12 protein-coding genes are annotated in these 12,424 nt (G+C 65.6%); 7 read left to right on the top strand and 5 right to left on the bottom strand.

Annotated features, from left to right (window positions below; genetic code table 11):
- The first annotated feature begins 8 nt into the window (after positions 1-8).
- Positions 9-965, top strand: coding sequence for a LysR substrate-binding domain-containing protein (locus DYI42_RS02595; protein WP_213544360.1), 957 nt, complete (start codon positions 9-11; stop codon positions 963-965).
- Between the two features lie 94 nt (positions 966-1,059).
- Here the strand turns inward: DYI42_RS02595 and DYI42_RS02600 are convergent, their stop codons facing one another.
- From DYI42_RS02600 to DYI42_RS02615, 4 genes are read right to left on the bottom strand one after another with little or no spacing between them, the layout of a single operon-like run.
- Positions 1,060-1,818 carry an SDR family NAD(P)-dependent oxidoreductase gene (locus DYI42_RS02600; protein ID WP_213544361.1) on the bottom strand — a complete coding sequence of 253 codons (759 nt, stop codon included), beginning with the start codon at positions 1,816-1,818 and terminating at the stop codon, positions 1,060-1,062.
- A 5-nt stretch (positions 1,819-1,823) separates the two neighbouring features.
- Entirely contained in the window at positions 1,824-2,723 is a 900-nt protein-coding gene (locus tag DYI42_RS24565; protein WP_213544362.1) for an NAD(P)-dependent oxidoreductase, read from the bottom strand.
- The gene (locus DYI42_RS02610) at positions 2,716-3,759 is read right to left on the bottom strand and encodes a transketolase family protein (protein WP_213544363.1); all 1,044 of its coding nucleotides are present in this window, start codon (positions 3,757-3,759) and stop codon (positions 2,716-2,718) included. Before DYI42_RS02610 ends, DYI42_RS24565 begins: the two co-directional genes overlap by 8 nt.
- Positions 3,756-4,604 carry a transketolase gene (locus tag DYI42_RS02615; RefSeq protein ID WP_213544364.1) on the bottom strand — a complete coding sequence of 283 codons (849 nt, stop codon included), beginning with the start codon at positions 4,602-4,604 and terminating at the stop codon, positions 3,756-3,758. Before DYI42_RS02615 ends, DYI42_RS02610 begins: the two co-directional genes overlap by 4 nt.
- Before the next feature lie 128 nt (positions 4,605-4,732).
- Here DYI42_RS02615 and DYI42_RS02620 point away from each other — a divergent pair, with 128 nt between their 5' ends.
- Positions 4,733-6,166 (top strand): NAD(P)H-dependent oxidoreductase, encoded by a 1,434-nt coding sequence (locus DYI42_RS02620; protein ID WP_244867445.1) that lies wholly within the window; start codon positions 4,733-4,735, stop codon positions 6,164-6,166.
- A gap of 15 nt (positions 6,167-6,181) precedes the next feature.
- Here DYI42_RS02620 and DYI42_RS02625 read toward each other — a convergent pair whose 3' ends face one another.
- Positions 6,182-7,225: a LacI family DNA-binding transcriptional regulator gene (locus tag DYI42_RS02625; protein WP_213544365.1), complete on the bottom strand. Its 1,044-nt coding sequence runs from the start codon at positions 7,223-7,225 to the stop codon at positions 6,182-6,184.
- 206 nt (positions 7,226-7,431) lie between these two features.
- Here DYI42_RS02625 and DYI42_RS02630 point away from each other — a divergent pair, with 206 nt between their 5' ends.
- From DYI42_RS02630 to DYI42_RS02650, 5 genes are all read left to right on the top strand, one after another.
- On the top strand, positions 7,432-8,664 hold the full coding sequence (locus DYI42_RS02630; RefSeq protein WP_244867447.1) for an ABC transporter substrate-binding protein: 1,233 nt from the start codon (positions 7,432-7,434) through the stop codon (positions 8,662-8,664).
- 81 nt (positions 8,665-8,745) lie between these two features.
- A complete protein-coding gene (locus DYI42_RS02635; RefSeq protein WP_213544366.1) occupies positions 8,746-9,636 on the top strand; it encodes a carbohydrate ABC transporter permease in 891 nt (296 codons plus the stop codon).
- Positions 9,629-10,570, top strand: a complete 942-nt coding sequence (locus DYI42_RS02640) for a carbohydrate ABC transporter permease (RefSeq protein WP_213544367.1) — start codon at positions 9,629-9,631, stop codon at positions 10,568-10,570. The genes DYI42_RS02635 and DYI42_RS02640 overlap by 8 nt, the downstream gene beginning before the upstream one ends.
- Positions 10,571-10,573: 3 nt before the next feature.
- Positions 10,574-11,650 (top strand): ABC transporter ATP-binding protein, encoded by a 1,077-nt coding sequence (locus tag DYI42_RS02645; RefSeq protein ID WP_213544368.1) that lies wholly within the window; start codon positions 10,574-10,576, stop codon positions 11,648-11,650.
- A gap of 22 nt (positions 11,651-11,672) precedes the next feature.
- A complete protein-coding gene (locus DYI42_RS02650; RefSeq protein WP_213544369.1) occupies positions 11,673-12,422 on the top strand; it encodes a sugar phosphate isomerase/epimerase family protein in 750 nt (249 codons plus the stop codon).
- Positions 12,423-12,424 lie beyond the last annotated feature (2 nt).

Genomic DNA, 12,424 nt, shown 5'->3' on the forward strand with positions numbered 1-12,424 from the left:
GCAAGGGGATGGCGAGACCGGAAAACCTCAATGCCATCCTCTACTTCGAGACGGTGGCGCGGCGGGGCACGCTCTCCCGCGCTGCCGAGGAACTGACGGTTTCGCCCTCCGCCGTCAGCCAGCAGATCAAGCTTCTGGAGCAGCAGCTCGGGGTAAAGCTGTTTCGCCGAGAGGGGCGGCAGCTGTCGCTGACGCTGGAGGGCGAGCAGCTTTACCAGTCGGCGGGCACGGCGCTGAGGATGCTGAAGGATGCGCGGCGTAACCTCGGGCGGAGCCGCGAGACCCGACGGCTGAACCTTCGGGTGGCGCCGAGCTTCGGCGTCCTGTGGCTGGGGCCGAGGTTGAGCCGGTTCGTCGGGAAGCACCCCGAGTGGGAGCTGCGGGTAGATGCCGCGCCTGATCCGACCGACTTTGACCGCGAAGTGATGGACCTCGACATCCGTTACGGCACGGGCGACTGGCGCGGGATGCATGTGGAACCCGTGGTGGACGATCACATTCTGCCGCTTGCGACGCCTGAGTATCTCGCCGGTTTGGGCGGCGATGTGCTGAACATGGCGCGGTTCATCGACAGCGCGCGCAACCTCTGCAACTGGGACACATGGCTGTTGCGAAACGGGATCGAGACCGCGGCCAACCGCAAGACCCTGCTGATCGACCGCTCCTCCATGGCGCTGCAACTGGCGCTCGACGGGGTGGGGATCGTGTTGGAATCGCTCGCGGTGGCGAGCGCCGAGGTTGCGGCCGGGCGGCTGGTTCCGGTCACGCCGGAGCTGCCGGTGCCGCGCTTTCCGGCCCATTGGGCGATTTGCCCGAGCCGATATCTGAACCGGAAGGCGGTGCAGATCTTCCTCGACTGGATCACCGAGGAGGCGGGGCGGCACGAGGCGGAGGTGGCGGCGATCGTGGCGCGGCACGGGCTCACGGTGGAGCGCTTCGAGAGCGTGACGGAGCTGACGGGGTAGCCCGAGCGCTCGTCCGCCCTTCGAGGCGTCCTCGCGGCGGTCGCGCCGAGGCGAAGAGACCGCGAAGCGGTGGATGAGCCGCCGCCCTGCAGCCCTAGTGGATCAGCGATCCGCCGTTCACGTCCACCTCGGAGCCGGTGACATAGGCGGCGAGGTCAGAGGCGAGGAAGAGGGCGCAGCCTGCAACGTCGGAGGCTTCGCCTGCCCGGCCCATAGGGATGCCATCAAGCACCGCCGCCTTCATCTCGTTGGTCAGCTTGCCCGCCGTGATGTCGGTGGCGATGAAGCCGGGGCAGATGGCGTTGGCGCGCACGTTGTCGGGCGCGGCTTCACGGGCCATGGCCTTGGTCAGGCCGAGCACGCCGGCCTTGGCCGCCGAGTAATGCGGGCCGCCGAAGATGCCGCCGCCGCGCTGAGCGGAGACGGAGCTCATGTTGACGATGGAGCCCTGCTTGCGCCCGCGCATGTGGGGCAGAGCGGCCTGGCTCATGTAGAGGGTGCCGCGCAGGTTGACGTCGAGCACGGCGTCGTAGTTTTCGGGCGCGATTTCCATGAACTTCAGCGGCTGGGTGATACCGGCGTTGTTCACCAGAATGTCGACCTGCCCGAAGGCGTCGAGCGCGGCGGCAAATGCGGCGTCGCAGGCCTCCTTGTCGGTGACGTTGCAGGCCAGCCCGATGTGGCCCTCGCCGGGCAGGTCCGCTGCCGCCGCTGCTGCTGCATCGGCGTCGAGGTCGAGCACCGCGATGCGGCAGCCGTGCTCGGCGAAGAGCCGGGCGGTGGCCTTGCCCAGGCCACGGGGGCTGGCGGCGCCGGTGATGATGGCGGTCTTTCCGGTGAGAAGATCGGGCATGTCTGTCAGCTTTCGTGAACGGGTTTGCCGGTGAGTGCCTCGTAGGCGCGGATGACGAGCGCGTCATCATCCTTGCCGTGGCCGAGGGCACGGGCGGCGGAGAAGAGTTGCAGCGAGAGGGCGGCGAGCGGCACAGGGGCCTCGGCCTCCTTGGCGGTTTCCTCGACCAGCCCGAGATCCTTGATGAAGATCTCGACAGTGGAGGTCACCTCCGGGTCGGCCTCCATCATCCGGGGGCCGCGGTTTCCCAGCATCCAGCTTGCCCCGGCAGAGGCCATGACGATCTCGTGCAGCTTGGCCGGATCGCAGCCCGCCTTGGTGCCGAAGCTCATCAGCTCGGCGGCGGCGGCGATGTGGACGCCGGCGGCAAGCTGGTGCACGACCTTGTAGGTGGCGCCCATGCCCGGCGCGTCGCCGAGGCGGTGGAGCGTTCCGGCGGTGGCCTCCAACACCTTCTCGGCGCGGGCGAAGGCCTGCGCAGAGCCGCTGGCCATGATCGTCAGCGTCCCCGCCTCGGCGCCGACCTGACCGCCAGAGACCGGCGCGTCGAGCAAATGCAGCCCCATTGCGGCCAGCTCGTCGCCCATGGCGCGGGCGGCAGAGGGGGCAACTGTGGACGAGAGCATGACTGTCGCACCGGGCGAGAGCGCGGCGGCGGCACCGTCCTCAAACAGCGCGGCGCGCGCCTGGGCGGCGTTGACCACCATCAGAACGAGCAGGGATGCCCCGGAGGCGGCTTCGGCGGCAGACCCGGCGGGGGTGCCGCCCATGGCCTTGAGGGCCTCGCGGGCGGGTTCAAAGATGTCATACCCGGTGAGCGGAATGCCCGCCGCAAGGATGTTCTTTGCCATGCCCCGGCCCATGACGCCGAGGCCGATGATTGCCGTTCCACTGTTTTCAGTCACTCAGCCAGCCCTTTACCCGTGTGGTGATGCTGGACACGGATAGCCCGTATTGGTCGTGAAGCGAAGGCAGCGCACCTGCGTCGAGGAACTCGTCGGGCAGGGCGACCTGCCGGAAGGGCACATGCACCTGATTCCGGGCCAGCGCCCCGGCCACGGCCTCGCCGAGCCCGCCGGTGACAGAATGGTTTTCGGCCGTCACCACCAGCCGCCCGCCCTTGGCGGCCTCGGCACAGATGGTGGCCTCGTCGAGCGGCTTGATGGTGGGCGAGTGGAGCACGGCGCAGCTTACCCCGTCTTTCTCCAGAGCCGCCGCTGCATCGAGGCAGCGCATGGTCATGAAACCCGAGGAGATGAAGAGCACGTCGCTCCCGCCCCGGATTTCCTTGGCCTTCCCCAACTCGAACTCATAGCCGTATTCGCCCAGCACGTCGGGCACTTGCCCGCGCAGGAGGCGCATGTAGACCGGGCCGGGCGAGGCGGCGATGGCCTGGGTGGCCTGGGTGATCTCGGTGGCATCGCAAGGGTCCACCACCGTGAGGTTCGGCATCCCACGCATGATGGCGAGGTCTTCCGTCGCCTGATGCGAGGGCCCGTAGCCGGTGGTGAGGCCCGGGAGGGCGCAGACGATCTTCACCGGCAGGTTCTCTTCCGCGATGGCCATGACGATGAAGTCGTAGGCGCGGCGCGAGGCGAAGACGGCGTAGGTGGTGGCAAAAGGCGTGAAGCCTTCGCGGGCCATGCCGGCTGCGGTGGACATCAGAAGCGCCTCGGCCATGCCCATCTGGTAGAAACGGTCGGGGTAGGCTTTGGCGAAGACGTGCAGGTCGGTGTATTTGGAGAGGTCGGCGGTGAGGCCGACGATATCGTCCCGGCTCTTGGCCAGCTCCACCAGCGCATTGCCGAAGGGGGCAGGCACGGTGCTGCGGCCCTCGGCATCCAGCGAGGCAATCATGGCAGAGGTGCGCGCCCCGCCAGCCGCCGGTTTGGGCCGGGCGATGTGAGCGGGGGTGCGGCGGGAATTTGGGCCTATGGTCATGCGGGCATCTCCCCGTCCAGGTGGTCGAGCGCCTTGGCCCATTCCTCCGGCTCGACGCGGACGAAATGAGTGATCTCGCGATCCTCCAGAAAGGGAACGCCCTTGCACATCTTGGTGTTGCAGATGATGGCGCGGGGCTTCGGCTCGGTGAGGTTACGGGCGCGATCGAACGCCGCCACTACGGCTTCGATGTCGTTGCCGTCCACCTCCTCGGCATGCCAGCCGAAGGCCTGCCACTTGGCCGCCTCGGTGCCCGGCCCGGTGGCGAGCGCCTCCGTGGTCGGCCCGTCGGCCTGCTGGTTGTTGAAGTCGACGATGGCAATGAGGTTATCCAGCTTCCACGCGGCGGCACCCATCACCGCCTCCCACGTCGAACCCTCACCCAGCTCGCCATCACTCAACATGTTGTAAACAAAGGCGCCGTTCTTCTTGCGCTTCAACCCGAGCGCCATGCCCACGGCAATGCCGAGGCCGTGGCCGAGGCTTCCGCCGGTGATCTCCATGCCCGGCGTATAGGCGGCCATGCCGCTCATCGGCAGGCGGCTGTCATCCATGCCGTAGGTTTCAATCTCGTCTTCCGGGAGGATCCCGGCCTCGACCATCGCGGCGTAAAGCGCGATGGCGTAGTGGCCGATGGAAAGAAGAAAGCGATCCCGCCCTTCCCAGTCGGGATCGCCCGGGCGATAGCGCAGCGCGTGGAAGTAGGACACCGCCAGGACGTCGGCCACACCCAGCGCCTGCCCGATATATCCCTGCCCCTGCACCTCGCCCATCCGCAGCGCGAGCCGTCGGATCGACCAGGCGCGGCGGGCAAGGCTCACGTTTGATCCTGCCGGGTGTTCCATGCGGCCTCTCCTCCCCTGCGCAACAGTCCTCGGAGGCCAGTTCTGGCAGGGCGGTCGGCTTCAAACAACGGCGTATTCTTAAAGTGTGGTGAAGCCTGGCTTAATCATCCCATAGGAGAATTTGATGGATGGGCCTGCGCGGCCGGGCCTATTTTGACGCCGACACAAGGGAGTGGGACATGAACCTTTCGAGCATGCTGGCGGCCCGGGTCGCTGAAGGAAAGCCGGTCCGCGTGGGGCTGATCGGGGCCGGAAAATTCGGCTCGATGATCCTCGCCCAGGCCCGGCACATCGAGGGGTTGCACGTGGTCGGCGTGGCCGATCTCGATGTGCAGAAGGCGCGCGGCTCTTTCGGGCGGGTGCATTGGCCCCGAGAGCAATTCGGGGCCACGTCGGCGGAAGACGCTCTGCAAAGCGGCCGGACATGGATCACCGAAGACGCCGCCGCGCTGATGGCCTGCGACGAGATCGAGTGCATCATCGAGGCGACCGGCCACCCGCTGGCGGGCACGCGGCACGCGCTGGCAGCGATCGCGGCGGGCAAGCATGTGGTCATGGTCAACGTCGAGGCCGATGTGATGGTGGGTGCACTGCTGGCCGAGAAGGCCCGCGCCGCCGGGGTTGTCTACTCCATGGCCTATGGCGACCAGCCGGCGGCGATGTGCGAGCTGGTGGACTGGGTGAAGAGCTGCGGCTTCGAGCTGGTTGCCTCGGGCAAGGGCATGAACTTCTGCCCCTCCTACCGCTATTCGACGCCCGACACGGTGTGGGATTACTTCGATTTCACGCCGCAGCAGGTGGCCTCGGGCGACTTCAACCCGAAGATGTACAACTCCTTCACCGATGGCACCAAGGCGGCGATCGAGATGGCGGCGGTGGCCAACGCGACCGGGCTGGACTGCCCGAAGGACGGCCTCGCCTTCCACCCCGCCGGGCTGCACGACCTTGCAGAGGTGTTCAAGCCCGCGAGCGAGGGCGGGCGGCTGGAGAAGGCCGGGATCGTCGACATTGCCGCCTCCCGCGAGCCCGACGGGCGTACCGTGCTGAACAACATCCAATACGGCATGTTCGTGACCTTCAAGGCGCCGAACGAATACACCCGCCAGTGCTTCAACCAATACGGGCTGATGACCGACAAGAGCGGCTGGTATGGCTCGATGTGGCGGCCCTTCCACCTGATCGGGCTGGAAACCGCCGTCTCGGTGCTGTCGGCCTGCCTGCGGCGTGAGCCGACCGGCGCTTCGCGGCTGTTCCGCGCCGATGCGGTGGCAGCGGCGAAAGGCGAGTTCGACTCGGGCGAGTATCTGGACGGCGAGGGCGGTTACAAGGTGTGGGCCAAGGCGATACCGGCGAGCGAGTCCGTGGCGCTCAATGCCCTGCCAATCGGGCTGGCGCACCATGTGCGGCTCAGGCGCTCTGTGAGCCGCGATCAGGTCGTGAGCCTCGATGACGTGGAGATCGTGGATGACCTCGACATTCACAGCCTGCGACAAGAGCAGCGGCGCCTGCTGTCGCCGGGTCCAGCAACAAGGTTGACCCCCCGGGCGATGGCCGAGGCCTGAGCCTGGCCGGGCGGCTCAGGCGGCTCCGGGGGCGGCGGTGCTCTGTCGGGCGACCAACTCAACGCCGACCATTTCTATGCAAGCGCCCTCCTGGGTGGCGAGAGGGTCGTTTGAGGCCGCGATCCGCTCCAGCAGCAGGCGCGCGGCCTCGCGTCCCAGCGCGTGGCGATCCTGCCGAATGGTTGTGAGGGCGGGGGTGTAGACCTTGGAAAGGTCGATATCGTCGAAGCCGACAACTGAGATATCCTCGGGCACCCGCACCCCGGCGGCCATCAACGTGGACATCACCGCGAAGGCCACCTGGTCGGACGCGCAGAACACGGCTGTGGGGCGCTCTTTCATGGCGATGATCCGCTGGGCGGCATCCCGGCCCGAGGTCAGCGAGAAATCGCCCCGAATGATCCAGTCGTCCCGGCTTGGCAGCCCAAGTCGGGCCCGCTCGGCCAGCATGCCCGCCCTGCGCGCCTTGGTGAGCACGTTGCCGGCCGGGCCGGTGACATGGGCAATGTCACGGTGGCCGAGCTCGTAGAGGTGCTGCACCGCGAGCCGCGCGCCTGCCTCGTTGTCGGAGCGGACGGAAGGCAGGGTGGCGCCATCGACCCATTCACAGGCAAACACGATCCGGTCGGCCACGCCTGCGGCATCGAAGGCCGCGAGATCGGTCTTGGCCAGCCCGCCATCGAGCGAGATCATCCCGTCGATACGTCCGTCGAGGAAGTACCCGGCAAGTTCCCGCCCGCCGGTTTCTCCGCTGGCGGTATCGGCGATGAGCACGGAGGTGTCGCTGCCAGTGAAGCTTTCGGAGATGGCGGCGAGAATGGTACTGAAAAACGGGTTGCCGAGGTTGGGCACCAGCACCAGCACCGCGCCCGCCCGCTGCATACGCAGGTTCCGCGCGGCGTGGTTTACCCGGTACCCGGTGATTCGGACGGCATCTTCCACCGCCTTGCGTGTGCTCTCGGTGAGCAAATCGGGGTTGGAAAGTGCCCGGCTGACAGTGGCCGTCGACACCCCGGCCGCGCGCGCAACATCCCGAATTCTGATAGTTTTTTGAGCCATCGAATTAAATCCCTCGCGCCGCAGTCGTTAGCGATAACCCCGCGCTTGACAAGGGCGGCCCTGAAAGAAACTATCCATGTAATCGTTTACATGCAAGCAGGGGCGACGTAGTCCTGAACTTGTAAACGATTACAGGCGCCGGAGAGGACGGCGCGTGACAGACATGGGCTGCGGGAGGACGCGGCCCACAGGGAGGAATAAATAAGATGACGTTTCGCACGATCCTGATGGCGGGCACGGCGCTTTGCGCGGGTTCCGCTCTTTCAGCTGCCGACCTTGAAGTCACCCATTGGTGGACCTCGGGCGGCGAGGCGGCTGCCGTGCAGCAGTTCGCTACCGAATTCGAGGGCCAGACCGAACACAAGTGGATCGACGGCGCGATCGCCGGCGGCGGCGGCACCGCGCGCCCGGTGATGGTGAGCCGGATCATCGGCGGCGACCCGATGGGCGCCTTCCAGTTCAACCACGGCCGGCAGGCCGAAGAACTGATCGAGGCAGGCCTTCTGCGCGACATGACCCATGTGGCCGAGGCCGAGGGCTGGACCGATATCGTGAACCCGCCGAGCCTGCTTGAGGCCTGCACGGTGGATGGAAAAATCTACTGCGCGCCGGTCAACATCCACTCCTGGCAGTGGCTGTGGCTCTCAAACGGGGCGTTCGAGAAAGCGGGCCTCGAGGTTCCAGCCAACTGGGACGAGTTCGTGGCCGCCGCCCCCGCTCTGAAGGAGGCCGGTATCCAGCCGATGGCGCTGGGCGGGCAGCCCTGGCAATCTTCGGGCGCGTTCAACGTGCTGATGGCCACGCTGGCCGGGCCGGATGTGCTGCAACAGGTTTACGGCGACGGCGATGCCGAAATGGCGGCAGGCGAAGAGCTGGGCCGCGTGTTCCAGGCCGCTGCCGACATGCGCGAGATGGTGCAGGGCTCCAACGTGCAGGACTGGAACCAGGCGACCAACCTTGTCATCACCGATGCCGCAGGCGGCCAGATCATGGGTGACTGGGCGCAGGGCGAATTTGCAGTGGCCGGCGAGGTCGCGGGCGAGGATTACACCTGCCTGCCGGGCCTCGGCGTGATCGAAGTGCTCTCGACCGGGGGCGACGCCTTCTACTTCCCCGAGACCGGCGATGCCGAGATCGAGGCAGCACAGGACGCGCTGGCCGCGACCCTGCTGAAGCCCGAAACCCAGGTGGCCTTCAACCTCAAGAAGGGCTCGCTGCCGATCCGGGGTGATGTGGATCTCGCCAGCGCCAACGACTGCATGAAGAAGGGCCTCCAGCTGCTCGCAGACGGCAAGACCATGCCTGACGTGAACATGCTGAACACCGAGGACACCAACAACCAGCTGAACGACCTTTTCGTGCAGTTCTTCCAGGATCCTTCGATCAGTGCCGAGGACGCGCAGGCGCGCTTCGTCGACATCGTCGCCAACAAAGACTGACGCAAACGCGTTGAACCGGGCCGGGCTGCCTGAGCGGGCGGCCCGGCCCTGACCCACCCGACCAGCGCAGAGGGGAGCGTGATGGCCGCGGCCCGCCCGATGAGGCTCTTTCGAAACATCAACGCCAAGATCGCCGCCATTCCGATGGTGCTGACGGCGCTTGTCGTCTTCACCGGCGGCACGATCTGGACGGTTGTTTACTCTTTCACCAACTCCAAGCTGCTGCCCCGTGAGAAATGGGTGGGCTTGCAGCAATACGAGCGGCTCTGGGGCACCGAGCGCTGGAATGTGGCGATTGAAAACCTGCTGATCTACGGCGCCTGCATGGTGGTCTTCAGCCTCGTGATCGGCTTCGTGCTAGCCGCGCTGCTCGACCAGAAGATCCGCTTCGAGAACACTTTCCGCACCATCCTGCTCTACCCCTTTGCTTTGTCGTTCATCGTGACCGGCCTTGTCTGGCAATGGCTGCTCAACCCCGATTTCGGCATCCAGTCGGTCATTCAGGCGATGGGTTGGGAGAGCTTCGATTTCGACCCACTCTACAACGCCGACATTGTGATCTACGGCGTGCTCATCGCCGGTCTTTGGCAGGGCACCGGCCTTGTGATGTGCCTGATGCTCGCCGGGCTGCGCGGCATCGATCAGGAAATCTGGAAGGCCGCGCGGGTGGACGGCATTCCGATGTGGAAGACCTATATCTTCATCGTCATCCCGATGATGCGCCCGGTCTTCATCACCACCCTCGTCATCATTGCCTCGGGCATCGTGCGGCTCTACGACCTGATCGTGGCGCAAACGGGGGGCGGCCCCGGCATCGCCTCGGATGTGCCTGCGAAATACGTCTATGACTACATGTTCCAGGGCCAGAACCTCGGGCAGGGCTTTGCCGCCTCCACCATGATGCTGCTTGCCGTGCTCGTGGTGATCATCCCCTGGGCCTATCTCGAATTCGGAGGGAAGAAGCGTGTCTAACCCCGCAACCCTCTCAGCCACCGTCGCCGGGGCCGATGCCGCTGCGCCCGCGCTTTCCGGCCCGCGCGGACCCAAGCCGCGCCGCCGCTTCTCGCGCCGCAACATCTTCATCTACGGCACGCTCATCGTGGTGGCGCTCTACTATCTGCTGCCGCTCTGGGTGATGGTGGTGACCTCGCTGAAGGGCATGCCGGAAATTCGGCTCGGCAACATCTTTGCCCCGCCGGTGGAGGTGACCTTTCAGCCCTGGGTGAAGGCCTGGGCGGAGGCCTGCACGGGGCTGAACTGCGACGGGCTGAGCCGGGGCTTCTGGAACTCTGTGCGGATCACCGTGCCCTCCGTCTTCCTCTCGATCCTTATCGCCAGCGTGAACGGCTACGCGCTGGCGAACTGGCGCTTCAAGGGCGCGGATATCTTCTTCACCATCCTGATCTTCGGGGCCTTCATCCCCTATCAGGTGATGCTCTACCCCATCGTCATCATCCTGCGCGAGATCGGCCTCTACGGCTCGCTCACGGGCCTGGTGCTGGTGCATTCGGTCTTCGGCATGCCGATTTTGACGCTTCTGTTCCGCAACTACTTCACCTCGCTGCCCGAAGAGCTGTTCAAGGCGGCGCGGGTCGACGGGGCCGGGTTCTGGCAGATCTATTTCCAGATCATGCTGCCGATGAGTCTGCCGATCTTCGTGGTCGCGATGATCCTTCAGGTCACGGGCATCTGGAACGACTTCCTCTTCGGCGTCGTCTACACCAAGCCGGACCTCTACCCGATGACGGTGCAGCTCAACAACATCGTCAACTCGGTGCAGGGGGTGAAGGAATACAACGTCAACATGGCGGCGACCCTTCTCACCGGGCTGGTGCCGCTGGTCATCTACTTCATCTCCGGAAAACTCTTCGTGCGCGGCATTGCCGCCGGCGCGGTCAAAGGCTGAGGCATGGAACACTCGATCGAAATAAAAAACCTCGACCTCTCGTTCGGCGCCGTGAAGGTGCTGAAGGATCTGAACCTCGACGTGGTGGATGGCGAATTTCTCGTGCTGCTGGGCTCGTCGGGCTGCGGCAAATCCACCCTTCTGAACTGTATCGCCGGCCTGCTGGATGCGACCGATGGGCAAATCTGGATCGGCGGCAACAACGTGACCTGGGAAGAGCCCTCCAAGCGCGGCATCGGCATGGTGTTTCAGAGTTATGCGCTCTACCCGCAGATGACGGTGCGGGGGAACCTGAGCTTTGGCCTGAAGAACGCGGGCGTGAGCAAGGCGGAGATTGCGCAGCGCGTTGACCGGGCGGCGCAGGTGCTTCAGATCGAGCCGCTGCTGGACCGCAAGCCCTCAGCCCTTTCGGGCGGGCAGCGGCAGCGGGTGGCGATTGGGCGGGCCCTGGTGCGCGATGTCGATGTGTTTCTGTTCGACGAGCCGCTCTCCAACCTCGACGCCAAGCTGCGTGCCGACTTGCGGGTGGAGATAAAGCAGCTGCACCAGACGCTGGGCAACACCATGATCTACGTCACCCATGATCAGATCGAGGCGATGACGCTCGCCGACCGCATTGCCATCATGAAATCGGGGATGGTCCTGCAACTCGACACCCCGAATGAAATCTACAACCGCCCGGCCAACCTCTACGTGGCGCAGTTCATTGGCTCACCGACCATGAACTTCCTCGACGGTGAGCTGCGCGGCGGGGTCTTTCACTCCGCCGAGTTGGAGATTCCGCTTGAGGGCTATACCTGGGAGGGCGGCCCGCGCGACGGGGCGGCGATGCTGGGCATCCGCCCCGAGCACGTAGCCTATAGCGAGATCGCCGAGGGCAAGCCGTTCCGCTTTGACAGCACTGTAGAGCTGGTGGAGCCGCTCGGCTCCGATACGCTGGTGCGCTGCGATGTTGGCGGGCGGCACATTTGGGTGCGGCTCGACGGGCAAGTCGAGATCGCCCCGGGCGACCCGCTGCCGCTCGGCCTTTCGCCCGAGCGCTGCCACCTCTTTGACAAGACAACCGAAGCCCGGCTCTGAGCCGGAACTCACAGGACTGACCATGGATATATCTTATCAACTCTATTCGTCCCGCGACGCCGGGGCATGGGAAGACACGCTCAAACTGCTGTCCGGCCTCGGCTATACGCAAGTGGAAGGCTTCGGCGGCGTCTACGCCGATCCGCATGCCTTCAAGGCGCTGCTCGACGAGAACGGGCTGGCCATGCCTTCCGGGCACTTCTTTCCGCTGGGCAGCTTCGAGGAAGACTTCGAGAAGAGCATGACAGCGGCCAAGGTGCTGGAGATGGAGCGTGTCTTCTGCCCTGCGCCAACGGACGAGTATCGCAACGGGGCCGATCTTGGCGCGTGGAAGCAGCTCGCTAACCGGCTGAACGAGGCGGGCAAGCGCGTGCAGGGCGCCGGGCTGCGCTTTGGCTGGCACAACCACCATTGGGAGTTCATGCCGCTGGAGGATGGCACGGTGCCGATGCAGGTGATCCTCGACCTCGCCCCCCAGATCGAGTGGGAGATGGATGTGGCCTGGGTGGTGCGCGGCGGCGCGGACCCCCTGAAATGGATTGCCGACCACAAGGACCGGATCACCACCGCCCATGTGAAAGACATCGCCCCGGACGGCGACTGCGCCGATGAGGACGGCTGGGCCGATGTGGGCCACGGCACCATGGATTGGCCCGCCCTCATGGCGGCGCTGAAGGGCGCGGGCGTGGACCTTTTTGTGATGGAGCACGACAAGCCGAATGACGCCAAGCGCTTCGCCACCCGCTCCATCGAAGCTGTGAAAGGGCTCTGAAC

Origin of the sequence: Vannielia litorea (assembly GCF_018424695.1) — a bacterium.
In the GTDB taxonomy this organism is placed as follows: domain Bacteria; phylum Pseudomonadota; class Alphaproteobacteria; order Rhodobacterales; family Rhodobacteraceae; genus Vannielia; species Vannielia litorea_A.

What these genes read in the sequence shown, in the direction of transcription:
- DYI42_RS02595 (WP_213544360.1), top strand. Translation starts at nt 9, where the DNA reads ATGGCGAGACCGGAAAACCTCAATGCCATCCTCTACTTCGAGACGGTG.
- DYI42_RS02600 (WP_213544361.1), bottom strand. Translation starts at nt 1,818, where the DNA reads ATGCCCGATCTTCTCACCGGAAAGACCGCCATCATCACCGGCGCCGCC.
- DYI42_RS02610 (WP_213544363.1), bottom strand. Translation starts at nt 3,759, where the DNA reads ATGACCATAGGCCCAAATTCCCGCCGCACCCCCGCTCACATCGCCCGG.
- DYI42_RS02615 (WP_213544364.1), bottom strand. Translation starts at nt 4,604, where the DNA reads ATGGAACACCCGGCAGGATCAAACGTGAGCCTTGCCCGCCGCGCCTGG.
- DYI42_RS02620 (WP_244867445.1), top strand. Translation starts at nt 4,733, where the DNA reads ATGGGCCTGCGCGGCCGGGCCTATTTTGACGCCGACACAAGGGAGTGG.
- DYI42_RS02625 (WP_213544365.1), bottom strand. Translation starts at nt 7,225, where the DNA reads ATGGCTCAAAAAACTATCAGAATTCGGGATGTTGCGCGCGCGGCCGGG.
- DYI42_RS02630 (WP_244867447.1), top strand. Translation starts at nt 7,432, where the DNA reads ATGACGTTTCGCACGATCCTGATGGCGGGCACGGCGCTTTGCGCGGGT.
- DYI42_RS02635 (WP_213544366.1), top strand. Translation starts at nt 8,746, where the DNA reads ATGGCCGCGGCCCGCCCGATGAGGCTCTTTCGAAACATCAACGCCAAG.
- DYI42_RS02645 (WP_213544368.1), top strand. Translation starts at nt 10,574, where the DNA reads ATGGAACACTCGATCGAAATAAAAAACCTCGACCTCTCGTTCGGCGCC.
- DYI42_RS02650 (WP_213544369.1), top strand. Translation starts at nt 11,673, where the DNA reads ATGGATATATCTTATCAACTCTATTCGTCCCGCGACGCCGGGGCATGG.